Genomic DNA, 23,526 nt, shown 5'->3' on the forward strand with positions numbered 1-23,526 from the left:
CCCTGCTTCATCCCGGCGCCGTTGCGGGAGACCAGCTGGCGGTACGCGGTCGAGTTGACCAGGCCCGGGGACGCGGCCTCCTCCCAGCTGAGGTGGTCCGGCTTGGGCATCAGCTGGTTCGACTTGACCAGGGCGATCTCGGCGAGGCCGCCGAAGTTGGTCTCGAAGCCCCAGATGCGCTGCTCGGGGTCGAGCATCGTGTCGTTGTGGCCGTCCGAGGACTCCAGCTCGACCGAGAGGCAGTGCGCGACGACCTCGTCGCCCGGCTTCCAGGCGTTGACGCCGGGACCGGTGCGCAGCACGACGCCCGCGAGGTCGGAGCCGATGACGTGGTACGGGAGGTCGTGGCGCTTGGTGAGCTCCGAGAGGCGCCCGTAGCGCTCCAGGAAGCTGAAGGTGGACACCGGCTCGAAGATCGAGGTCCACACGGAGTTGTAGTTGACCGAGGAGGCCATGACGGCGACCAGGGCCTCGCCCGGCCCGAGTTCGGGGACCGGGACCTGGTCGAGGTGCAGGGACTTGCGGGGGTCCTTCTCGCGGGTGGTGAGCCCGGCGAACATCTCCGCCTCGTCCTTGTGCACGGTGATCGCGCGGTACGAGTCGGGGAGCGGCAGGGCCGCGAAGTCGGCGGCCGTAGCGGCCTGCGACTGGATCGCGTCCAGGATGTCCTTCACGGTATTGCCTCCGGCTGAGCGCTGATGAGGGTGCGCTGAGGGATACGCGTTGCGTGCGTGGGAGCGGGTGGGGGTGCTGCGAGTGCCGTCGGTCCGGCGGAGCGGTGGTGCTGGCGCACCCGTGGTGAGGTGCGCGGGGCCTGGTGACGCAGGCATCCGGGGCGCGTTCCGTGCCGAGTGGGCGTGGGCCGCGGGGACATCCGGACGAGATTCAACGTATGGCACCCCGTGTCACTCAGCAAGGCACCGCGTGCCAAAACTTTCTCTCATTTGCCTATTGACCTGCGCAGATGAGCGATGATCGATCAGAGTTACCGGCGAGTAGGGGCAACCCGGACAAACGAAAGTGGCCGCCCCCGAATCGGGAGCGGCCACTGTGACGAGCGTGACTACTTGTTCCTGAGTGCCTCTTCGATGGTCCTCATGACCTCGTCGAGCGGAGCGTCGGTCCGGGCCACCGCGACCAGCACCTCGCCCTCGGTGCGGACGGCCGCCTGCGGAGCCGGGTCCGGGGCGCCCGCGACGGCCGTGCGGCCCGCGCCGATCCCGGAGCCGAAGGTCTTGCGGACGATCGAGAAGGCGTGGTCCAGCTGCGCCTCCACGTCCCCCTGCCCGCCGGCCCGCAGCCAGCGCCGCAGCACGTGGTTGTGGGCGGTGACCACCGCCGAGGCGGCCACCTCGGCCAGCAGCGGATCGTCGTTGCCGTCGTGGTGGTCCTGCTCGTCGAAGTGGGCCAGCAGGTAGCGCGTGAACAGCCGCTCGTACCGGGCCACCGAGGCGATCTCCCGCTCCCGCAGCGCCGGCACCTCGCGGGTCAGCCGGTAGCGCTCCACCGACACCGCCGGCGAGGCGGCGTACATCTTCATGACTTCCTTGATCCCCCGGCACACCGTGTCGAGCGGGTGCTCGTGCGCCGGGGCCACGTCCAGGACCGCCTCGGCACGGATCAGGGTGTCGTCGTGGTCCGGGAAGATCGCCTCTTCCTTGGAGCGGAAGTGCCGGAAGAAGGTCCGGCGGGCCACCCCGGCGGTCGCGGCGATCTCGTCGACCGTGGTGGCCTCGTACCCCTTCGTCGCGAAGAGCTCCATGGCGGCCGCGGCGAGCTCGCGGCGCATCTTGAGCCGCTGGGCGGCGGCCCGCGTGCCGGCCGCGCTCTCCGGGGCGTCGGAGGCCGAGGAGGCGCGGGGTGAGGTCTTGGCGGGCTGGGACATAGAGCGAAAGTACTTCATTCGCGCGGGCGAGCGCGCCTGTGGGGGGTCGGACAGGGGTGGATGCGGGGGAGGGCCCGCACTGGGCCCGGGAGGGTTCGTCCGCCGTGAGGGTCCGGCGGACCCGAGCAGCCCTCCCCACGCATCCTGCTCGTGGACCGCCGGATCGGGGGGAGTCCCCTTACCGGCGGGCGTACTCACGGAATCCGCGGCCCGTCTTCCGGCCCAGGCAGCCCGCCGCGACCAGGTGCTCCAGCAGCGGGGAGGGGGCCAGGCCGGGGTCGCGGAACTCCTGGTGGAGGACCTTCTCGATGGCGAGCGACACGTCCAGGCCGACGACGTCGAGCAGCTCGAAGGGCCCCATCGGGTACCCGCCGCCCAGCTTCATCGCGGCGTCGATGTCGTCGATGCCGGCGTAGTGCTGCTCGACCATCTTGATCGCGTTGTTCAGGTACGGGAACAGCAGCGCGTTCACGATGAAGCCCGCCCGGTCCCCGCAGTCCACCGGGTGCTTGCGCACCTTCGCGCAGACCTCGCGGACGGTGGCGTGCACGTCGTCGGCCGTCAGGACGGTCCGGACCACCTCGACCAGCTTCATGGCCGGGGCCGGGTTGAAGAAGTGCATGCCGATCACGTCCTGGGGACGCGCCGTGGCCCGCGCGACGGCGATCACCGGGAGCGAGGAGGTGGTGGTGGCCAGGACCGCGCCCGGCTTGCACACCTTGTCCAGGCCCGCGAAGAGCTCCTGCTTGACGGCCAGGTCCTCGGCGACGGCCTCCACCGCCAGGTCCACCTCGGCGAAGGCCTCCAGCGAACCGGCCGGGGTGATCCGGCCGAGGGTCTGCGCGGCGGCCTCCTCGGTCAGGCGGCCCTTGGACACCGCACGGCCCAAGGACTTCCCGATCGCGGCCTTCGCGGCCTCGGCCTTCTCCTGGCTGCGGGCCGCCAGCACCACGTCGTAGCCGGCCTGCGCGAAGACCTGGGCGATGCCGCTCGCCATGGTCCCCGAGCCGGCCACGCCCACCGAGGAGACCGGACGGCCCGTGCCCAGCAGGGACCCGTCCAGCGGGGTCTGCAGGTCGCGGACGACCACCGCGCTGCCCGGTGCCTCGTAGGTGTAGAACCCGCGGCCCGACTTCTGGCCGGTCAGTCCGGCCTCGGCGAGGTGGCCGAGGATCGGGGCCGGGGCGTGCAGCCGGTCGCCGGAGGAGGCGTACATGGCCTCCAGCACGGTGCGCGCGGTGTCCACGCCGATCAGGTCGAGGAGCGCCAGGGGCCCCATCGGCAGCCCGCAGCCCAGCCGCATCGCCGCGTCGATGTCCTCGCGGGAGGCGTACTTCGCCTCGTACATGGCGGCGGCCTGGTTGAGGTAGCCGAAGAGCAGGCCGTCGGCGACGAAACCGGGCCGGTCACCGACCGCGACGGGCTGCTTGCCCAGCTCGCGGGCCAGCTCGGTGACCGCCTCGACGGCGGGCGGCGCGGTCAGCACGCAGGAGACGATCTCCACGAGCTTCATCGCCGGGGCCGGGTTGAAGAAGTGCAGGCCGAGCACCCGCTCGGGGCGCAGCGACTCGGCGGCGAGCCGGGTCACCGACAGGGCGTTGGTGCCGGTGGCCAGGATCGTGTCGGGGCGCACGATCGCGTCGAGCTCGTCGAAGAGGCGGTGCTTGAGCTCGTAGTCCTCCGGGACCACCTCGATGACGAGGTCGGCGTCGGCCGCGGCGCCGAGGTCGGTGAAGGTGCGGAAGCGGGCCAGGACCCCCTCGCGCTCCTGCTCGGTGAGGCGCTCCTTGGCGACGGAGCGGGCCGTGGCGGCGGCGAGGGAGGCGGTGGCCCGGCGGGCGGCGGCCTCGCTGACGTCGATGCCGATGACCTCGCGGCCGGCCCGGGCGAGGACCTCGGCGATGCCGGTGCCCATCGTGCCGAGGCCGACGACGGCGACGGTGCGCGGACTGCTGGACGGGGTGGACTGACTGGACGTGGACGGAAGGTCCATCGCGGGACTCCAGTGGAATGAGGGTGACGACTGGGAAGCGCGCGCGGTGCACGGTGCGCGCGGGGTGCCGTACGGCGAAGGGGTGCGGAGAAGTGCGGAAACGCGGTGCGGGGACGCCGTGCGTCGACGCGGTGCGCGCAGAGCCGTACGGGCGTGCCGTGCGGGGTGGGCCCGCGGTGCTCGCGTCCGGGGAGGCCGGATGCGGCGGGCCCGGGCGGCACGACCCTGTCCCGGGGTCCTGCCGTGCGTGTGGGTGGTGCGGTGAACCGACTGGCACGGGAGGCTGCGTCACCAGGCCGGTCCCGTGCGTGTGGGATCGACAGTAACCCGGTGGTAACTGGCGCGCCAGAGCACGGAGATGTGACCTGTACCGCCCAAATGTACCGATCATCGATGATCGATCAACCGGGTCCTGCGGAACTCCGCCGAACGGGGCGTGGCGAGGCCCGCCCGGCCCTAGGGTGGCCGTGTGAACGACGTGCTGGAGCGCCTGCGGGCCGAGGCGGACGGATCGCCGGAGTACGAGGAACTGCTCGTGGCGGGTCCCGACGCGCTGGCCGCGTCGCTGACCTCCGCCGGGCGGCACCTGTGGGCGCGCGAACTGGCGGCCTACCGGCTCGGCTTGGCCCGGGACCGGCGCGCCTTCGAGCCGCTGGTCCTGCTGCTCAACCACCGGGACCCGGCGCGCTGCGAGGCCGCCGCGCAGGCGCTCGCCGTCCTCGGGGACCCGCGCACCGCCCGCGCGGCGGCGGCGCTCGCGACGAACGCCCTGCGCACCGCCTACGCCCTGCACCCGGTCCGGCTGCTGGCCGCGCTGCGGGCCCCCGAGTCGGCCCCGGCGCTGATGGCCACCCTGTCGAGGCTGCTCGCGCCGCACGACCCGTACTGGCGGGTGGCCCTCGCCTGCGTCGAGGGGCTCGGGGCGCTGGCCGACCCGCGCGCCCGCGACGTCCTGGTCCGGGCCCAGGCGCACCCCCGGCTGGCGGCGGCGGCCACCGACGCCCTGGGCCGGCTGCTGGCCGGCCACCCGGACGCGTAACCGGGTCCCGCCGGCCGCCCGGCGCGGCGGCCGTCCCCCGGCGGCCGCCCTTCAGCCCGCTCCTCTTCCGCGGCCGCCCTTCCGCGGGCGCCCCTCAGCGGCCGCCCGTCTCCGGGACGATCGCGAAGGCCTCGATCTCCATGAGCAGCTCGGGCCGGAACAGGGCCGAGACCACCACCGCCGAGGAGGCCGGCAGCAGGTGCGGGGGGATCACCGCGTCGCGGGCGGCCCGGACGGCCGGGAAGTGGGCCGTGTCCGTCATGAAGTAGGTCAGCTTCACCACGTCCTCGAACCCGGCCCCGGCCGCGGCCAGGCACCGTCGCAGGTTCTCGAACACCTGCCGGGCCTGGGCCGCCGGGTCGCCCTCGCCGACCACCTCGCCCTTCTCGTCGAGCGCGCACTGCCCGGAGACGGCCACGAAACGCCCCGTCCCCCAGACGACGTGCTGGTAGCCGTGGCCGGGGGCGACCCCCTCGGGCGCCGTGATCCGGGTGAGCGCGCCGCCGTCGTTCTCAGAAATGGTCATGGACACGATCTTGCCGGGTACGGGTCAGCCGCGGAACCCCAGCAGTCCGTGCAGGGCGGCTCCCCCGGCCGACGGCGGCACCGCGCGCGTCGCGGCGGCCGGCTTCGGGGCGGGCTGGGCCGGGCAGGTGGCGTCCGCGGCCTGACCCGTCCTCAGGTACGCGGCGAGCTTCTCGTCCAGGCACTTGTTCCCGCTCAGGGCGACGCCGTGGTTGCCGCCGCCCTCCTCCACCACCAGCGCCGAGCCGGCCAGCTTGTCGCGCATGGTCACCGCGCCCTCGAAGGGGGTCGCCGCGTCCTCGGTCGCCTGGAACAGCAGCGCCGGGGGCAGGTCGTGGTTCGTCACGTCCGGAGCCTGGAGCGGCTCCGTCTTCCAGAACGCGCACGGGGCGTTGTACCAGGCGTTGTTCCAGGTCATGAAGGGCGCCTTGGCGTGCGTGCGCCACATGTCGGCCCGCCACCGGTTCCAGTCCCGGGGCCAGGCCGAGTCCCGGCACTGCACCGCCGTGTACACGCTGTAGCTGTTGCCCGCCGAGGGCTCCACCGCCGCGAACCGTTCGTACGCCGCCACGAGCGGCTTCGGGTCCTCGCGCACCGCGTACGAGGCGAAGGCCTCGGCGAGGGCCGGCCAGTAGCCGTTGTAGTAGCCGCCCGGCATGTAGGTGTCCTCCAGCTCCGCCGGCCCCACCTTCCCGCCCGCCGGAGCGGACCGCAGCGCCGTGCGCATCGCGTACCAGCGCTCCTCGACCGCGGCCGGGTCGGTGCCCAGGTGGTAGGTGGCGTCGTACTGGGCCACCCAGGCCAGGAAGGACTTGTGGCGGGCGTCGAAGGCCTGGTCCTGGGCGAGGTTGTCCTCGTACCAGACCCCGCCCGGGTCGACCACGGAGTCCAGCACCAGGCGGTGCACCCGGTCCGGGTGCAGGCGGGCGTAGACCGCGCCCAGGTAGGTCCCGTAGGAGTAGCCGAAGTAGCTGAGCCGCTCGGCGCCCAGGGCCGTGCGCAGGACCTCCAGGTCGCGGGCGGCCGAGACGGTGCCCACGTACGGGAGGACGTCCGCGTGCTTGGTCTGGCAGGACTCGGCGAAGGACCGCACCCGCTCCAGGTTGGCCTGCTCGGTCGCCGGGTCGAGGGGTACGGAGTCGGGGCGGACCGGCTTGAAGTGACCGGCCCCGCAGTCCAGGACGGGCTCGCTCTTGCCCACGCCCCGGGGGTCGAAGCCGATCACGTCGTACTGGCCGGCCACGTCCTTGGGCAGAGCGGAGGCGACGAAACCGGCCAGGGTGCGCCCGCTGCCGCCCGGGCCGCCGGGGTTGACCAGCAGGGGGCCCTGGGAGGTGGCGGCGGTGTGCGGGACCCGGGTCAGGGCCAGGGAGATCTGCCGCCCGGCGGGGTGGTCGTGGTCGAGCGGGACCTTCAGGGAGGCGCACTGCAGCGTCGGGTAGCGGGGCGTCGCGCAGCCGCTCCAGCGCAGGGTGGCGGCGGCCGGGGCGGGTGCGGGCGCCGCGGCGGGCGCCGGAGCGGCGACGACCGGGCTCGCGAGGGCGGCGGCGATGGCGGAGAGCGACAGCAGTACGGCGGCGCGCTTCTTCGACGGATGCGGAACGGGGTGCAGCATGGGGCCTCCCAGCCGAGGGTTCTGGGCGGAATCGTCCCGGAAACCGTCGCGGGAAGACGGGATTGGGCAGCCTATTGGCCCGATGTGATGACCCCTCGGCAGGCGCGCGCGGCCATCGGGGTGATCGCCGGAGGGCCGGCCGGGCCGGCCCCGCGGGGGGCGGGGCCCCCGGAACGCTCCGGGACGGGTGCGGCTCGCGCCGCCCGCGGTCCTGACGGGCCGGTGCCGAATTCGGCACCGGGTCGGCGGACTTGGCGCGCGCCCCCGTGCCGGCGACCGGCCGGCGCGCGCGGCCCGCCCCGTACACGCGTGCGCGGCGCTCGACCGGGTGGGGGTGGCGCCCCCCGGTCCGGGCCGCGAACCGCTCGCGCGGTCCGGGCCGCAGATGGAGTACCGGGGGTGTCGCGGGCGTCGCCCCCGGCGCGGCGACGGCCCAGGTCGTCCGCCCCGGGGGGCGCGGAGCCGGGATGCCGGGCCGTCCGGTCCGCCCCGCGCGCGGACCCCTCCGGGCCGGCCCGCCCGCCCGGAGGGGCACGGACGTTCCCGTGAGCACGCGGGGGCGCTTCCCCGGGCCCCGGATTTGGGCGCCCGCCCCGGAGGTGGTTGGCTTGCCGCCGACGAGCGAGAACGACTGCTGGAGGAACAGGTATGGCGCAGGTCGAGGCCACCACGGAGCGCATCATCGGGGCCGACGCGGAGACCGTGTTCGACACGCTCGCGGACTACACCGGCAGCCGTTCCAAGCTGCTCCCCGAGCACTTCAGCGAGTACGAGGTCCGCGAGGGCGGCGACGGCGAGGGCACCCTGGTCCACTGGAAGCTCCAGGCCACCAGCAAGCGCGTACGGGACTGCCTGCTGGAGGTCACCGAGCCCACCGACGGCCAGCTCGTGGAGAAGGACCGCAACTCCTCCATGGTCACCACCTGGACCGTGACCCCCGCGGGCGAGGGCAAGTCCAAGGCCGTGGTCAGCACCGTCTGGAACGGCGCGGGCGGCATCGGCGGCTTCTTCGAGCGCACCTTCGCGCCCAAGGGCCTCGGCCGCATCTACGACACCGTCCTCGCGAACCTCGCGCAGGAAGTCGAGTCCTGAGCAAGGCCGTTGCCGCGGCACCCCGGGAACCGGCTCACCGGTTCGGGTGGTTTTCCGCGCCGCGGTGAGCCGCCCGGCGCCCCGGCCGGGCGCCCCGGCCGGGTCCCGGCCCGCTACCGGGCCCGAGGGCCGGCCCGCCCGGCGCCGCCCCCCGGGCGTGGCCCCCGGGACCGGAGGGGGGCGGGCGGCTAGGGTGGGGCCCTCCGCGACCCGACCCACCGGGGGCACGATGAAGATCCTCATCTCCGCCGACATGGAAGGCGCCACCGGCGTCACCTGGCCCGCCGACGTACTGCCCGGGACCGCCCAGTGGGAGCGCTGCCGGGCCATGTTCACCTCCGACGTGAACGCCGCCGTGCTCGGCCTCTACGACGGCGGCGCCGACCGGGTCCTCGTCAACGAGGCCCACTGGACCATGCGCAACCTGCTGCTGGAGCGGCTCGACGCACGGGCCGAGATGCTCACCGGCCGTCACAAGTCCCTCTCCATGGTCGAGGGCGTGCAGCACGGGGACGTCGACGGCGTCGCCTTCGTCGGCTACCACACGGGCGCCGGCGCCGAGGGGGTCCTCGCCCACACCTACCTCGCCAACTCCATCACCGGGGTCTGGCTCAACGGCCTGCGCGCCAGCGAGGGACTGCTCAACGCCCACGTCGTCGCCGAGTACGGGGTCCCCGTCATCCTGGTCACCGGCGACGACCTGACCTGCGCCGACGCCGCCGCCTACGCCCCCGACGCGCGCACCGTCGCCGTCAAGGACCACGTCTCGCGCTACGCGGCCGTCTGCCGCACCCCGGCCCGCACCGCCGCCGACATCCGGGCCGCCGCCGCCGAGGCGGTCGCCCTCGCCGTCCGCCACGAGCCGGTACGGGGCGGCCCGTTCGCGGTGGAGGTGGAGTTCGACGCCGAACACCTGTCGATGGCCGCCACCGTGGTCCCCGGGGTCGAACGCTGCGCCGAACGCCGGATCGCCTACACCAGTGGGACCATGTACGAGGGGATCCGGACCTTCAAAGCCGTCACGACGGTCGTCTCCGCGGCCGTGGAGGAGCAGTATGGCTGACATGCGATGGGTGGACGGCGAAAACGGCGCGCTCGACGCGACGGCCTTCGAGGAGGCCGTCGGCTTCACCTCCGACCTGATCCGGATCGACACCAGCAACCGGGGCGGCGGCGACTGCCGCGAGCGGCCCGCCGCCGAGTACGTGGCGGAACGTCTCGCCGGCGCCGGACTGGAGCCGGCCCTGCTGGAACGCACCCCGGGCCGGACCAACGTGGTGGCCCGCGTCGAGGGCACCGACCCCACCGCGCCCGCCCTCCTCGTCCACGGCCACCTCGACGTGGTCCCCGCCGACGCCGCCGACTGGAGCGTGGACCCCTTCTCCGGGGAGGTCCGCGACGGCGTCGTCTGGGGCCGCGGGGCGGTCGACATGAAGAACATGGACGCGATGGTGCTGGCCGTCGTACGGGCCTGGGCGCGCCACGGCGTACGGCCGCGCCGGGACATCGTGATCGCCTACACCGCCGACGAGGAGGACAGCGCCGTCGACGGATCGGGCTTCCTCGCCGACCACCACCCGCACCTCTTCGAGGGATGCACGGAGGGCATCAGCGAGTCCGGAGCCTTCACCCTGCACACCGGGCCGGGCCGGTCCCTCTACCCCATCGCGGCCGGCGAACGCGGCACCGCCTGGCTGAAGCTCACCGCGCACGGCACCACCGGACACGGCTCCAAGCCCAACAAGGCCAACGCCGTCAGTCGGCTCGCCGCCGCCGTCGCCCGGATCGGCGAACACGAGTGGCCGGTCCGGCTCACCGGCACGGTCGCCGCCTGCATCACCGAACTCGCGGCCCTCCAGGGCCTGTCGGTGGATCCGCGCGCCCCCGGCTTCGACCTCGACGCCGTCCTCGGCAAGCTGGGCCCGGCCGGCGCACTGGTGGAGGCCACGGTCCGCAACAGCGCCAACCCGACGATGCTGGAAGCCGGTTACAAGCTCAACGTGGTCCCCGGACGCGCCACCGGGTACGTCGACGGGCGCACGCTGCCCGGCGGCGAAGCCGAGTTCGCCGCCACCCTCGACGCGCTCACCGGGCCCGAGGTCCACTGGGAGTTCCACCACCGCGAGGTCGCCCTCGAAGCCCCCGTGGACGGGCGGACCTACGGGATCCTGCGCGAGGCCGTCGAACACTTCGACCCCGACGGGCACGTGGTCCCCTTCTGCATGGCCGGCGGCACCGACGCCAAACAGTTCTCCCGCCTCGGCATCACCGGCTACGGCTTCTCCCCGCTCAAGCTGCCGCCCGGCTTCGACTACTGGGCCCTCTTCCACGGCGTCGACGAGCGGGTCCCGGTCGACGCCCTCCACTTCGGCGTCCGCGTCCTCGACCGCGCGCTGCGGACCCTGTGAGGGGCACCCGTTGATGGATCCGCCCGCCTCCGACGGCCCCTACGGCAGCTGGCCCTCGCCGATCGACGCCGCCCTCGCCGCCGCCCACGACGGCCGCCCCGAGTACCTGGGGACCGTCGGCGACGAGGTGTGGTGGACCGAGCCCCGCCCCGGCGAGGGCGGCCGCCGGACCCTGGTGCGCCGGCCCGCCGACGGCCGCGCCGCCCGCTCGGTGCTGCCCGCGCCGTGGAACGTGCGCAGCCGCCTCACCGAGTACGGGGGCCTGCCCTGGGCGGGTGCCCAACAGCCCTCGGGGGGACCGCTCGTGGTGTTCGTCCACCACGGCGACCAGCGGCTGTACGCGTACGAGCCCGACGCGCCCGCAAGCCCGGACCCCCGTCCCCTCACCCCCCTCTCCCCGGTCGGCGGCGGCCTGCGCTGGGCCGACCCGGTGCTGCGGGGCGCCGAGGTCTGGTGCGTGCTGGAGGAGTTCACCGGCCCCGCGCCCACCGACGTCCGCCGGGTCACGGCCGCCGTCCCGCTCGACGGATCGGCCGCCGGGGACCGGGCCGCCGTACGGGAACTCACCGACGACCGCCACCGTTTCCGGACCGGCCCCAGGCTCTCCCCGGACGGCCGGCGGGCGGCCTGGCTGGTGTGGGACCACCCCCGGATGCCCTGGGACGGCACCGAACTGCAGCTCGCCGACATCACCCCCGACGGCACCCTCACCGCCCCCCGCACCGTCCTCGGCGGCCCCGAGGAGGCCGTGGCCCAGGTGGCGTGGGCGGCCGACGGGACCCTGCTCGCGGTGAGCGACCGCAGCGGCTGGTGGAACCCGTACCGGGTGGACCCGGACGGCGGAGAGGCCGTCAACCTCTGCCCCCGCGAGGAGGAGTTCGGCGGCGCGCTGTGGAAACCCGGGCTGAGCTGGATCGCCCCGCTGCCCGACCGGCTGATCGCCGTCCTGCACGGCCAGGGCGCCGCCGTCCTCGGCATCCTCGACCCGGAGAGCGGCCACCTGGTCGACGCGGCCGGTCCCTGGACCGCCTGGCAGCCCGCGCTGGCCGTCAGCGGCACCCGCGTCTACGGGGTCGCGGCGAGTCCCCGCAGCGGCTACGAGATCGTCGAACTCGACACCGCGACCGGCCACACCCGGGTGGCCGGCGCCCGCGCCACCGACCCGGTCGACCCCGCCCACTACCCGGAACCGCAGACCAGGACCTTCCCCGGCCCCGGCGGCCGGGAGATCCACGCCCACGTCTACCCGCCGCACCACCCCGCCCGGCGGGCCCCCGCCGACGAACTGCCCCCGTACGTGGTGTGGGCGCACGGCGGCCCCACCGACCACGTGCCGCCCGTGCTCGACCTGCACATCGCCTACTTCACCTCGCGCGGCATCGGCGTCGTCGAGGTCAACTACGGCGGCTCCACCGGCTACGGCCGCGCCTACCGCGAGCGGCTGCGCGAGCAGTGGGGCGTCGTCGACGTCGAGGACTGCGCCGCCGTCGCCCGCGCCCTGGCCGCCGAGGGCACCGCCGACCCCGGCCGGCTCGCCATCCGGGGCGGCAGCGCGGGCGGCTGGACGGCGGCGGCCTCGCTGGCCGCCACCGACCTGTACGCGTGCGCGGCGATCATCTACCCCGTCCTGGACCTGCGGGGCTTCGCCGCCGAGACCCACGACCTGGAATCGCGCTACGTGGACGGTCTCGCCGGACCGCCGCCGACCCTGGCCGTGCGCTGCCGCGAGCGCTCCCCGGTGGCCCGAGCCGACCGGATCGCCGCGCCCTTCGTGCTGCTCCAGGGCCTCGACGACCCGGTCTGCCCGCCCGCCCAGGCCGAACGGCTGCTGGCCGCGCTGCGCGGGCGCGGCGTGCCGCACGCGTACGTCGCCTTCGAGGGCGAGGGGCACGGCTTCCGGCGCGCGGAGACGATGGTGCGGGCGCTGGAGGCGGAGCTGTCCCTGTACGCGCAGGTCTTCGGGTTCGTGCGGGACGACGTCCCCCGTCTGGCCCTGCACGGCTGACCCCCGCGGCCGGTGCGGGCGGTCACGGGGCCACGGCCCGCCCGCCGGCGCCGCCCGTAGGCCCGGCGGGTGCCGCCCGGGGGCCCGGCGGGGACCGTGGCCGGCACCCGCCGGATCAGGCGGTGTGCAGCCAGACGCGCAGCGGGCCGATCGGGGTGAACCCGGCGCGCACGGCCGCGTCGAGGTCCTCCCCCTGCTCGTACCCCACCACCGGCAGGCCGGGCCAGCGGGCCGCGACGGCCTCCAGGACGGCCGCCCAGGCCGCGTCGACCGCCGCGGCCGCCCCGTCCGGGTCGGAGCCCGCCCCGTGCGCCCCGTCCACCGTGAAGAGGTTGGACACGCCGACGACGCCGCCCCCGGCGCTCGCGACGGCCCCCGCCACGATCCGCCCTCCCGAGCGGCCCGCGAGGAAGACGAGGTCCCGGGCGAGCAGGTCCGCGTGGAACAGCCCGGTGCTCGCCGCACCGTCCCAGGCCGCCTCCCAGGCGTCCAGCTCGGCGGCGGTCCGGACCTCGGACCACTGCGTGCCCGGGGCCGGCCGCCCGGCCGGCCCCGCCGGGCGGTGGATCCACTGCGCCTCGAACAGCACCTCGAAGCCGGCCGGGGCCAGGTCCAGCGAGGCGAAGCTGTCCTTGACCGAGCAGCCGGGGGAGCCGGTGTCGATCCCGGCCACCACCTCCTGCGCCGAGGCCTCCGGGGTGAGGGAGACCGCGTCGGGGTAGAGCGGCGGGGTGCGCCGCGCGCTGCTCCACACGGAGCCGGAGAAGGCTCCGTCGCGGCAGACGGCCGCGACCCACTCGGCGTTGTTGCGGGCCGCCGCGAGCACCAGGGTCGCGGTGCCGACGGTTTCGGAATTCCGGGGGGTGATGATCACACCGGAATGCTGCCACGCCTCGTAGCCTGGGACGATGCCATTTCCTCCGTACCTCGTGACGGGCCCCCGGGTCGGCCTCGCCCCCTACCGCCCCGCCGACGGACCCGAGTTCACCGCCCGCGCCCGCGAGAGCCGCGACCTGCACGAGCCCTGGCTGTTCCCGCCCACCACGGTGGAGGAGTACGAGCCCTACGCCGCCCGGCTGGCCGGGGGCGAGGGGCGGGCCGGGTTCCTCGTCCGCGAACGCGCCACCGGGGACCTCGCGGGCTTCGTCAACATCAACAACATCGTTCTCGGCGCCTTCCGCTGCGGCGCCCTGGGCTACGGGGCCTTCGCGCACGCCGCCGGCCGCGGACTCCTGGGCGAGGCCCTCGACCTGGTCCTCGCCCACGCCTTCGCCCCGCAGGAGGGCGGCGGCCTCGGGCTGCACCGCCTGGAGGCGAACGTCCAGCCGGGCAACGCCGCCTCCATCGCCCTCGTCCGGGGGCGCGGCTTCCGTCTGGAGGGGCTCTCGCCGGACTTCCTCCACGTGGCCGGAGCCTGGCGGGACCACGAACGCTGGGCCGTGACGGCGGACATGTGTACGACCCCGCGGCCCGCCGGACCGGCCACGGGCTCCTTTGCGTAATCCTGACCGGTGGTGATGCGCGGAACCCCTGTGCACCGGCCGGGACGGCGTGTTCCATTTCCTCATGGCCACCACCGTCCGACGTGCCCTACTGACCCTCCCGGCAGCCCCGTTGGGACCCGACAACCCCCTCCCCGCCCTGCGCGCGCCCGAAGCGGTGCACGAACTGGACGAGCGCTCGCGCCACGGACTGCCGCGCGACATGGCCCGCCAGGTCGGCCACGAACCGCTGCGCTCGCTGCTTCCGGTGCACCTCCGCGACGGCTACGGACGCGAGCGCGCGGAGCGGGAGTTCGAGGCGGTCGTCATCGACAACGGCCGCCTGCGCGTCACGGTGCTGCCGGGGCTGGGCGGGCGGGTCCACTCCCTCGTCCACCTCCCCACCGGACGCGAACTCCTCTACCGCAACCCGGTGTTCCAGCCCGCCAACTTCGCCCTCAACGGCGCCTGGTTCTCCGGCGGCATCGAGTGGAACATCGGCGCCACCGGACACACCACCCTGTCCTGCGCCCCCCTGCACGCCGCGCTCGTCCCCGCCCCCGACGGCGGCGTGATGGTGCGGCTGTGGGAGTGGGAGCGGCTGCGCGACCTGCCCTTCCAGGTGGACCTGTGGCTGCCCGCCGACTCGGACTTCCTCCACGTCGGCGTCCGCGTGCGCAACCCGCACGAGCGGCCCGTCCCCGTGTACTGGTGGTCCAACACCGCCGTCCCGGAGGAGCCGGGCCGCCGCGTGCTCGCCCCCGCCGAGGAGGCCTGGCACTTCGGGTACGAGCGTGCGCTGCGCCGGATCCCCGTGCCGCGCTGGGAGGACGCCGACCGCACGTACCCGCTCAACAGCGCCCACCCGGCGGACTTCTTCTACGAGGTCCAGGACGCGGACCGGCCCTGGATCGCCTCCCTCGACGCGGAGGGGCACGGCCTGGCGCAGGCCTCCACCGGGCGGCTGCGCGGCCGCAAGCTGTTCGTGTGGGGCGCCGGCGCGGGCGGCCGGCGCTGGCAGGAATGGCTCACCGCCCCGGGCACCGGCGGCTACGCCGAGATCCAGGCCGGGCTGGCCCGGACCCAGCTGGAACACGTACGTCTGGAGGCCGGGGCGGAGTTCGCCTGGATGGAGGCGTACGGGCCGCTCTCGGCGGAGCCGTCGGCCGTCCACGGCGCCGACTGGGCGGCGGCCCGCGGTGCGGCCTCGGCGGCCCTCGACACCGCGCTGCCGGCCGAGGCGCTGGAGGCCGCCTACGGGGCGTGGCGCGGGCACGCCGACACCGAACCGGGGGAGCGGCTGGCCGAAGGCTCCGGCTGGGGCGCGCTGGAGGTGCTGTGCGGGGGCTTCAAGCTCCCCGGCACCCCCTTCCCGGAGTCCACCCTGGGGGAGGACCAGCGGCCCTGGCTGGAGCTGTGGCGCAGCGGGGTCTTCCCCACCCCGCGCAAGGTGGTGCCGCCGGGGCCGGCGCTGGTCGCGCCGCACTGGCGGGACATGCTGGAGACCGCCCCGGCCGACCCGCTGACCGAGTACCACCTGGGCGTGGCCCAGTGGCACGCGGGCGACACCGCCCAGGCCGTGCGCAGCTGGGAGCGCGGGCTGGCGCTGGCGCCCTCCCGCTGGCCGCTGCTGCGCGCCCTCGCGGTGGCCGACGCGCTGGCCGGGGACCGGGAACGGTCCGCCGACCGGTACGCGGAGGCCTTCGAGGACCTGGCGGGGGAGAGCCGGGGCGGCGAACGCTGGGAGGCCGCCGAGTCCGCGCTGGGGCGGGAGGCGATGACCGCGCTGCTCGCCGCCGGACGCCTGGCGGCGGCCCGCGCGGTCTGGGACCGGCTGCGGCCCGTGCTGCGGGAGCAGGGGCGGTTCCGGCTGCTCGCCGCGCGGCTGCTGGCGGCCGAAGGGCACGTGGGCGCCGCCCGCCGGGTCTTCGAGGACGGCTTCGAACTGCCCGACCTGCGGGAGGGCGAGGAGACCCTCTCGGAGATCTGGTCCACCCTCACGGACGCCCCGCTGCCCCCGGCCTACGACTTCCGCATGCGGCCGCCGGGGTAGCCGGGTGGCCGGGTCAGCGGCCGGCGGCGGCGATCGAGTCGATGGTGCCACGCCAGGTCCGGCGGTACCCCTCGCGCAGGGGCCCGCCGGTCAGGCCGAGGACCTCCCACGCCGCCTCGGCGAGCGGGGCCGGATCACCCTCCCCGGCTGCGCGCAGGTGCCCGTCGAGGAGGGCCGCCCCGAGCCGCGGGTCCGCCCGGAGCAGGCGCCTGGGCAGCCACTTCCCGGTGCCGGTCCAGGCGCGGCGGTGGTCGAGGAGCAGGTCGGCCGCGGCGTCGAACACGACGCCGGCCACCGTGAGGCGTTCGCTCCGGTCGCCCGCGTCGGCGAGGTCGTCCAGGGCGTCCGTCAGCCCGTACCGCTTGGTCTCGACCGTCGCCGGGTCCAGCGCGGGAGGCCCCGCGCGCAGGTCCGCCTCGGCGCGGGCACGGGCCCGCCCGGCCGCGCCGTCCGTGTCGGCGAGTACGAGACCGGTGGCGTACATGCTCTGCAGTACCGCGCGGCGGGCGGCGACGTCCGCCGCGAAGAGCTCCGCGAGGCCGGTGGGGGTGTGGACGAAGAGCTCCACGACCCGGCCCTCGAAGCGGAGCGTCTCGCGGTAGGTCTCGCCCCCGTCCCCGATCAGTACGGCGATGTCGAGGTCGCTGAGCGCGGTGGCCCGCCCGGACGCCGTGGACCCGGCGAGGACGACGGCCGTCGCGTCGGGGAAGAGGTCACGGGTCAGACGTCGCGCCTGGGCGAGGGGGTCGGTGGTCACGGCACTCACGGTGTCACGGCCCGCGCACCCCGATCAACGGAGTTCCGCACCGCACCGCGGCGACCGGCTCCGCGGCGACCGGCTCCGCGGCGCCGGCCCCGGGACCGGCCCCCGGACCGGCACCCGTCAGACCCGGCACAGCAGTTCGCCGTTCAGAACGGAGAACCAGGCGTCGGGGTGGGCCCCCCAGGCGTGCCAGGCCTCGGCGATGGAGGCCAGGCCGGAGGCCGTCGCGTGGCCGCCCCGGACCGCGACGTCCGCGTACGCGGAGGCCGTCGTACGGTCCGCCCACAGCGCCGACCACCAGGCGGTCTCCTCCGGAGTCGCGTAGCACCAGGCCGTGGCCGAGCAGGTCAGGTCCGTGAACCCCGCCTCCCGCGCCCAGGCGCGCAGCCGCCGCCCGGCGTCCGGTTCCCCGCCGTTGGCACGGGCGACCCGGCGGTACAGGGCCTGCCATTCGTCCAGGACCGGGGAGGCCGGGTACCAGGTCATCGCCGCGTAGTCGGCGTCGCGCACGGCCACGATCCCGCCGGGGCGGCAGACCCGCCGCATCTCGCGCAGGGCCCGTACCGGATCGCCGACGTGCTGCAGCACCTGGTGGGCGTGGACCACGTCGAAGGAGTCGTCGGGGAAGTCCAGCGCGTGGACGTCCGCGACGGCGAAGTCGACGGACCCGGCCGGCCCGTGTTCGCGCACGTGGGCGCCCGCCTGCTCCAGGACGCCCGCCGCCGCGTCGACCGCCGTGACCCGGCCGCCCGGGGCCACCAGCAGCGCCAGGTCCGCCGTGATGGTGCCCGGTCCGCAGCCCACGTCCAGGACGTGCATGCCCGGACGCAGTTCGGGGATCAGGTAGGCCGCCGAGTTGGCCGCCGTGCGCCAGCGGTGGGAGCGCAGGACCGACTCGTGGTGGCCGTGCGTGTAGACGGCGCGCTCGTGGGGCTTGCAGGGCTCGTGCGGCTCGTGGGCTTCGTGGGTCCCGTGCGTGTCGTTCATGGCTGCACTCCTCTTCGTTCGAAGCGTGATGATCACGGTAGCGGTTCGATCGGAATCTGAGATGGCCGTTTTGACATGTGGACACCATCCTTGATTTCCAAGGGGATTGGGCGGGTCGGTGGCAGGGAAAGGCAGGGGCGAGGACAGTGGGCCCCAGGGGGACCCGACCGCGGAGGACGGTGAGACCCATGCCGGAGACGCTGCTCGAACAGCACGCCGCGGCGCTGCGGCTGTTCGGCGAGCGCGTACGGGAGGTCGCGGACGCGCAGTGGGACGCGCCGACCCCCTGCACCGAATGGAACGTGCGGGACCTGGTCAACCACGTCACCGGCGAGCAGCGCTGGATCCCGCCCCTGCTCACCGAGGGCCGCACGGTCGCGGAGGTCGGCGACGCGCTCGCCGGGGACCTGCTCGGCGCGGACCCGGTGGCCTCCTGGGACCGGGCGGCGGCCGGAGCGAGCGCCGCCTTCGCCGCGCCGGGTGCGCTGGAACGGACCGTCGCGCTCTCCTACGGGCCCACGCGCGGGTCGGCGTACTGCTCGGAGCTGATCACCGACTGCGTCGTGCACACCTGGGACCTCGCGCGGGCGATCGGCGCGGACGACCGGCTGCCGGACGGGCTGGTGGAGTTCGCGATCAAGGAGGTCATGCCCTACGTGGACAGCCTCGCGGCGAGCGGCATGTTCGCCGCGCCGCTGGACGTGCCCGCCGGGGCGGACGCGCAGACCCGGTTGCTGGCCATGACCGGGAGGCGCGGATGAGGGCGCGCGGCCGACCGGGCACGCGGTCGGCGGGCATAGTGGGGCGAATAATCGTATAAAGGTCGGAGCTGATCGTTCAGCGGCGACGGCGACGGCATGGGTGTCGGTGGCAGCGGCGGGAGGCGGACACGTGGTGGGGATGGCGGACGGGCCGGCCGGGGTGCCCGGGGTGTCCGGGGACTGGCGCTCGGGCGCGCGGGGACGCGGTCCGGTCCGCTACGGTCCCCCCGCGCCGCAGCCCGGCCTGCCCGTCCTGCCGGAGCTGACCGCCGTGCTCGCGGACGCGGCCGGCCGGGCCGCCCCCGAACCCCCGGGCGGCGGCGGGGCCGTCCGCGAGGCGGCCTGCCGGCACTGGGGCCGGCGCGGGCTCGCCACCGCCCCCGAGAACGTGGCCGCCGGGCCCGGCGCCCCCGCCCTGCTGCTGGCCCTGCTCGGCGCGTACGGCGGCGATGTCATGCTGCCCCGGCCGTGTCCCGCCTGGTGGACTCCGCAGGTCCGGCTGCTGGGACGCCGGGCCTACCACGTGCCCACCCCCGCGGAGTGCGGCGGCATCCCCGACCCCTACGCGCTGCTGGAGACCGTCCGACGGGTCCGGGCCGAGGGCGGGGACCCGCGCGTCCTGCTGCTGTCGGTGGCCGACGACCCCACCGCGACGGTGCCTCCGCCCGAGATGGTGCGGGAGGCCTGCGAGGCGGCGGAGTCGGCCGGGCTGTTCGTGGTGAGCGACGAGAGCTGGCGCGACACCGTGCACCGGCCGTACGACACCCTGGTGCTCAGCCCCGCCGAGATGCTCCCCGAACAGGCCGCCGTCCTGGTGGACCTGGCCGGATCGCTGCTGCCGGCCGGCTGGCCCGCCGCCGTGCTCCGTTTCCCCGGCACCCCGAGGGGCACCTGGCTCAGGGCCCGCACCCTCGACGTCCTCACGGCCACGGGAGCCCTGGTCGCCGGGCCGGTCGCGGGGGCCGCCGCGCACGCGCTCGACGAACCCGACGCCGTCGCCGGGCGGGCGTACGCGGCCGCCGCGATGCACGGCGCGGTCGCCGCCGCCGCACACCGGGAACTGCTGGCCGTAGGCGCGCTCGCCCGGCCCCCGCAGGCCGGGCGGCACCTGTACGCGGACCTGAACCCGCTGCGGGCCGGGCTGGCCCGGCACGGTGTCGGCGACGCGATGGAGCTGGAGGACTGGCTCGGCGCCCGGCTGGGCGCGCCGACACCCGGCGGGCAGCGGTTCGCGGACGACCTGGGCGCGCTGCGCGTGCGGCTGTCGACCGGACCGCTGCTGGGGGCCACCCCGGAGGAACGGCTCGCCACGCTCGGCGCCCGCGACCCGCTGGGGCTGCCGCACGTCCGGGGCGCGCTGGACCGGCTCGGGTCGGTGCTCGCCGGGCTGGCCGACTGACCTTCCCCCGCTCGATCCGGCCGCGCTGAACGGAGACTCCTCGATGAGGGACCAGACGGACGCCCCCGCGCCGCCCGCCCCCACACCCCCACCCGCCCCGCCCCCGGCCGTCCCCGCGTCCCCGCTCCCGTCGGGTTCGGCGCCCGCCGACGCGGCCCCCGCGCCCCGGACGGCCGCCGACGGGTGCTCCGACACCCCCGGGCCGGGCCCCGCCCCCGCGCCGGCGGGCGGCCGCGCGGGCAGGCCGCCCGGTGAACGGCGGGCGTGGCCGCGTTCGTTCGCGGACCGGCTGACGACCCCGCTCCCCGGTGTCCGGGCCTTCGCCCGGCTGGCCCGCGAGGGCGCCTTCCGCCCCGGCCCCGACGGGCTGAGCGGTATCCCCGACCTGCCGTACGCCCCCGCCCCGCTGCCCCCCGCCGCCCCCGGCGGCGTCTGCGTCACCTGGGCCGGACACGCCAGCTGGGTGCTGCGGACCGGCGGGCTGACCGTGCTCACCGACCCCGTCTGGTCCCGCCGGATCCTGGGAACCCCGGCCCGGATGACGCCCGTCGGGGTGCGCTGGGAGGAACTGCCGCCCGGCGACGCGGTGGTGATCAGCCACAACCACTACGACCACCTCGACGCCCCGACCCTCAAGCGGCTGCCCCGCGACACCGCCCTGTTCGTCCCGGCCGGCCTCGCCCGATGGTGCCGCCGCCGGGGCTTCACCCGGGTGACCGAGCTCGACTGGTGGGAGTCCGCCGAACTGGGCCGCGTACGGTTCGACTTCGTTCCCGCCCACCACTGGTCCAGGCGCTCGCTGCTGGACACCTGCCGCACCCTGTGGGGAGGCTGGGTGCTGACCGACGCGGCGAGCGGCCGGAAGGTCTACTTCGCGGGGGACACCGGCTACGGCCACTGGTTCGCCGAGATCGGCCGCCGCCACCCGGGGATCGACCTCGCGCTCCTGCCCATCGGGGCCTACGCCCCGCGCTGGTGGCTGCGCGACGTGCACGCCGACCCGGAGGAGGCCGTCCGGGCCTGCCTCGACCTCGGGGCCCGCCGCATGGCCCCGATGCACTGGGCCACCTTCGTCCTCTCCGCGGAACCGGTCATGGAGCCCCTGCACCGCGCCCGCGCCGCCTGGGCCCGCGCGGGGCTGCCCCGCCGGGACCTCTGGGACCTCCCCGTCGGAGGCTCCCGCACCCTCGGCCCCCCACCGCCGTGCCCCGACGCCCCGGCTCCCGCCCTCCGGAGCGGAGCGTAGGACCCCAACAGCGGTCGTGGACGGATCGGTTGGGGTCCGTACCGATAGGATCACCTGTTCATGGACCTCGGTACGGGCATCAAGATGATCTCCATTCCCGGCGGGCGGGTGACCCTCTCCGACCGGCGGACGCAGCGCAGCTGGCAGGTCGCACTCGAACCCTGCCGGCTCTCCGCCCTGCCCGTCACCCAGGGGCTGTACGCGCGGGTCACCGGTCTGCGCCCGAGCACCGTCCACGGGGACCGGCTGCCCGTCGAGGGCGTCTCCTGGTGGGACGCGGTCCGTTTCTGCAACGCCCTCTCCCTGCGCGAGGGCCTCGCCCCCGCCTACCGCCTCGACGGCGAGAGCGCCGCATGGGACACCTCCGCCGACGGCTACCGGCTGCCCACCGAGGCCGAATGGGAACACGCCTGCCGCGCCGGCACCGACGGCCCGCGCCACGGCCCGCTCGACGACATCGCCTGGTACCGCGGCAACTCGGACGGGACCCTCCACGAGGCGGGCGGCAAACTCCCCAACGCGTGGGGCCTGCACGACATGCTCGGCAACGTCTGGGACTGGTGCTGGGACCTCTACGACCCCGAGGTCTACGGCACCTACCGGGTGCTGCGCGGCGGCGGCTGGTTCGACGAGCACTGGAGCTGCCGTGCCTCGGCCCGCCGCCGCAGCCACCCCACCTTCCGCGTCGACGACGTCGGCTTCCGCCTCGCCCGCTCCGGCGCGGCCTGAACCCGCCGCGCCGGCCCCGTCGACCCCCTGTCGCACCCGGCCCCGCCTGGCATACCGTGCCGGTTCCGGCACACAACCCACCGTGAGGGGCGCGTACGTGGACGACGGCGAACTGCTGTTCCTGGGGGCGGCCCGGCAGGCCGACCTCGTACGGTCCGGGAAGGTCACCGCGCGGGCGCTGACCGAGGCCGCGCTCCGGCGGACCGAACGCCTGGACCCCCGGCTCGGGGCGTTCCGCACGGTCCTCGCCGGGCCGGCCCTCGCAGAGGCCGACGCCCGCGACGCGGCCCGCGCGGCCGGCGAGGGGGACCTGCCCCTGCTCGGGGTGCCCGTCGCCGTCAAGGACGAGCTCGACGTCGCCGGTGAGGTCACCACGTTCGGCGGCGCCGCCCACCGCGTCCCGGCCGCCAAGGACTCCGAGGCGGTCCGCCGGCTGCGGGCGGCCGGCGCCGTGATCATCGGCAAGACCGCGATGCCGGAGTACGGCCAGTGGCCGTTCACGGAGTCGTCCGCGCACGGCTACGCCCGCAACCCCTGGGACACGGCCCGCACCACCGGCGGCTCCAGCGGCGGCAGCGCCGCCGCCGTCGCCGCCGGACTGGCCGGCGCCGCGCTCGGCGGGGACGGAGGCGGATCCCTGCGCATCCCGGCCGCCTGCTGCGGGCTCTTCGCCCTCAAACCGCAGCGCGGCCGCGTCTCCACGGCCCCGCACCCCCACCTCTGGTACGCCCTCGGCACCATCGGACCGCTCACCCGCTCCGTGCTCGACAGCGCCCTGCTCTACGACGTCCTCGCCGGCCCGGCCCCCGGCGACCGCTGGGCGGCCCGGCCCGCCACGACGAGCTTCGTGCGGGCGGCCTCCACCGAGCCCGGCCGGCTGCGGATCGGCTGGTCGGACACCCCCGCGGTACCCGGCGTGCGCCCCCACCCCGAACACGCGGCGGCCCTGCGGCGGACGGTGGCGGCCCTGCGCGAACTGGGCCACGACGTAAGGGAGGTCGACCCCCGCTACCCCGACACCACGGCCGCGTTCCTGCCGCAGTTCTGCGGGGGCGTCCGCGCGGAGGCCCGCACCGCCGACCGGCCCGACCTGCTCGAACGCCGCACCCGGCAGACCCTGCGGTTCGCCCGGCTGGTACCCGAGGCGGCCGTGGAGCGGGCCGTGCGCGCGGGGGAGCGGATGGCGGTACGGGCCAACCGCGTCTTCGACCGCGCCGACCTGCTGCTCACCCCGACGCTCGCCCGGCGGCCGCGCCGGGTGGGTGTCCTGGACGGCGCGGGCATGACGGGGGCGATGCTGCGCTCCCTCCCGATGATCGCCTACACGGCCCTGTGGAACGTCACCGGCAACCCCGCCGCCTCCCTCCCGGCCGGCTTCGGTACGGACGGACTGCCGCTCGCCGTCCAGCTGGTGGGCCGGCAGCACGACGAGGCGACCGTCCTGAAGGTCTGTGCCCAGCTCGAAGCCGCCCGCCCGTGGGCCCACCGCATCCCCGGCCTGGCCCTCTGACGGACCCGCCGGGGGCGCGGGCCCGGCGTCGACTC

At 75.6% G+C, this 23,526-nt stretch carries 20 protein-coding genes; 12 read left to right on the forward strand and 8 right to left on the reverse strand.

Annotation, left to right across the window (positions count from 1 at the left end; all coding sequences use genetic code 11):
• The 3 genes from ACZ5D2_RS36115 to ACZ5D2_RS36125 form a co-directional block, all read right to left on the reverse strand.
• The coding region (locus ACZ5D2_RS36115) for an alcohol dehydrogenase catalytic domain-containing protein (RefSeq protein WP_468935402.1) at positions 1-674 on the reverse strand (674 nt) is incomplete at its 3' end.
• Between the two features lie 389 nt (positions 675-1,063).
• Complete coding sequence (locus ACZ5D2_RS36120) at positions 1,064-1,885, reverse strand: TetR family transcriptional regulator (protein WP_371675819.1); 822 nt, start codon at positions 1,883-1,885, stop codon at positions 1,064-1,066.
• A gap of 178 nt (positions 1,886-2,063) precedes the next feature.
• Positions 2,064-3,878: a 3-hydroxyacyl-CoA dehydrogenase family protein gene (locus ACZ5D2_RS36125; RefSeq protein WP_371675818.1), complete on the reverse strand. Its 1,815-nt coding sequence runs from the start codon at positions 3,876-3,878 to the stop codon at positions 2,064-2,066.
• 469 nt (positions 3,879-4,347) lie between these two features.
• Here ACZ5D2_RS36125 and ACZ5D2_RS36130 point away from each other — a divergent pair, with 469 nt between their 5' ends.
• Positions 4,348-4,917 (forward strand): HEAT repeat domain-containing protein, encoded by a 570-nt coding sequence (locus ACZ5D2_RS36130; RefSeq protein ID WP_371675817.1) that lies wholly within the window; start codon positions 4,348-4,350, stop codon positions 4,915-4,917.
• 94 nt (positions 4,918-5,011) lie between these two features.
• Here the strand turns inward: ACZ5D2_RS36130 and ACZ5D2_RS36135 are convergent, their stop codons facing one another.
• Both ACZ5D2_RS36135 and ACZ5D2_RS36140 read right to left on the reverse strand, forming a co-directional pair.
• Positions 5,012-5,443, reverse strand: a complete 432-nt coding sequence (locus tag ACZ5D2_RS36135; protein WP_371675816.1) for a RidA family protein — start codon at positions 5,441-5,443, stop codon at positions 5,012-5,014.
• Positions 5,444-5,467: 24 nt separating this feature from the next.
• Positions 5,468-7,057: an alpha/beta hydrolase gene (locus ACZ5D2_RS36140; RefSeq protein ID WP_371675815.1), complete on the reverse strand. Its 1,590-nt coding sequence runs from the start codon at positions 7,055-7,057 to the stop codon at positions 5,468-5,470.
• A gap of 648 nt (positions 7,058-7,705) precedes the next feature.
• Here ACZ5D2_RS36140 and ACZ5D2_RS36145 point away from each other — a divergent pair.
• From ACZ5D2_RS36145 to ACZ5D2_RS36160, 4 genes are all read left to right on the forward strand, one after another.
• The gene (locus tag ACZ5D2_RS36145; RefSeq protein WP_371675814.1) at positions 7,706-8,149 is read left to right on the forward strand and encodes an SRPBCC family protein; all 444 of its coding nucleotides are present in this window, start codon (positions 7,706-7,708) and stop codon (positions 8,147-8,149) included.
• 229 nt (positions 8,150-8,378) lie between these two features.
• A complete protein-coding gene (locus ACZ5D2_RS36150) occupies positions 8,379-9,212 on the forward strand; it encodes a M55 family metallopeptidase (RefSeq protein ID WP_468935407.1) in 834 nt (277 codons plus the stop codon).
• Between the two features lies 1 nt (position 9,213).
• Positions 9,214-10,557 carry a M20/M25/M40 family metallo-hydrolase gene (locus ACZ5D2_RS36155; protein WP_371681117.1) on the forward strand — a complete coding sequence of 448 codons (1,344 nt, stop codon included), beginning with the start codon at positions 9,214-9,216 and terminating at the stop codon, positions 10,555-10,557.
• A 13-nt stretch (positions 10,558-10,570) separates the two neighbouring features.
• The gene (locus ACZ5D2_RS36160) at positions 10,571-12,562 is read left to right on the forward strand and encodes a dipeptidyl-peptidase 5 (protein ID WP_468935409.1); all 1,992 of its coding nucleotides are present in this window, start codon (positions 10,571-10,573) and stop codon (positions 12,560-12,562) included.
• A 115-nt stretch (positions 12,563-12,677) separates the two neighbouring features.
• Here the strand turns inward: ACZ5D2_RS36160 and ACZ5D2_RS36165 are convergent, their stop codons facing one another.
• Complete coding sequence (locus tag ACZ5D2_RS36165) at positions 12,678-13,436, reverse strand: hypothetical protein (RefSeq protein ID WP_468935411.1); 759 nt, start codon at positions 13,434-13,436, stop codon at positions 12,678-12,680.
• A 34-nt stretch (positions 13,437-13,470) separates the two neighbouring features.
• On the opposite strand from ACZ5D2_RS36165, the gene ACZ5D2_RS36170 reads away from it, so the two are divergent.
• Positions 13,471-14,064: a GNAT family N-acetyltransferase gene (locus ACZ5D2_RS36170; protein ID WP_371675810.1), complete on the forward strand. Its 594-nt coding sequence runs from the start codon at positions 13,471-13,473 to the stop codon at positions 14,062-14,064.
• 64 nt (positions 14,065-14,128) lie between these two features.
• A complete protein-coding gene (locus tag ACZ5D2_RS36175) occupies positions 14,129-16,096 on the forward strand; it encodes a DUF5107 domain-containing protein (RefSeq protein WP_371675809.1) in 1,968 nt (655 codons plus the stop codon).
• Positions 16,097-16,109: 13 nt separating this feature from the next.
• On the opposite strand, the gene ACZ5D2_RS36180 is transcribed toward ACZ5D2_RS36175, so the two are convergent.
• Both ACZ5D2_RS36180 and ACZ5D2_RS36185 read right to left on the reverse strand, forming a co-directional pair.
• Positions 16,110-16,853, reverse strand: coding sequence for a nucleotidyltransferase domain-containing protein (locus ACZ5D2_RS36180; protein ID WP_468935413.1), 744 nt, complete (start codon positions 16,851-16,853; stop codon positions 16,110-16,112).
• A 126-nt stretch (positions 16,854-16,979) separates the two neighbouring features.
• Positions 16,980-17,846, reverse strand: a complete 867-nt coding sequence (locus ACZ5D2_RS36185) for a methyltransferase domain-containing protein (RefSeq protein ID WP_468935415.1) — start codon at positions 17,844-17,846, stop codon at positions 16,980-16,982.
• 188 nt (positions 17,847-18,034) lie between these two features.
• On the opposite strand from ACZ5D2_RS36185, the gene ACZ5D2_RS36190 reads away from it, so the two are divergent.
• From ACZ5D2_RS36190 to ACZ5D2_RS36210, 5 genes are all read left to right on the forward strand, one after another.
• Entirely contained in the window at positions 18,035-18,607 is a 573-nt protein-coding gene (locus ACZ5D2_RS36190) for a TIGR03086 family metal-binding protein (RefSeq protein WP_371675806.1), read from the forward strand.
• A gap of 139 nt (positions 18,608-18,746) precedes the next feature.
• Entirely contained in the window at positions 18,747-20,006 is a 1,260-nt protein-coding gene (locus ACZ5D2_RS36195) for an aminotransferase class I/II-fold pyridoxal phosphate-dependent enzyme (RefSeq protein ID WP_468935462.1), read from the forward strand.
• Positions 20,007-20,049: 43 nt separating this feature from the next.
• Positions 20,050-21,252 (forward strand): MBL fold metallo-hydrolase, encoded by a 1,203-nt coding sequence (locus tag ACZ5D2_RS36200; protein ID WP_468935417.1) that lies wholly within the window; start codon positions 20,050-20,052, stop codon positions 21,250-21,252.
• A gap of 60 nt (positions 21,253-21,312) precedes the next feature.
• On the forward strand, positions 21,313-21,981 hold the full coding sequence (locus ACZ5D2_RS36205) for a formylglycine-generating enzyme family protein (RefSeq protein ID WP_371675804.1): 669 nt from the start codon (positions 21,313-21,315) through the stop codon (positions 21,979-21,981).
• 82 nt (positions 21,982-22,063) lie between these two features.
• The gene (locus tag ACZ5D2_RS36210; RefSeq protein ID WP_468935419.1) at positions 22,064-23,491 is read left to right on the forward strand and encodes an amidase; all 1,428 of its coding nucleotides are present in this window, start codon (positions 22,064-22,066) and stop codon (positions 23,489-23,491) included.
• The last annotated feature ends 35 nt before the right edge of the window (positions 23,492-23,526 follow it).

The organism is Streptomyces sp. NPDC031479 (assembly GCF_055581065.1).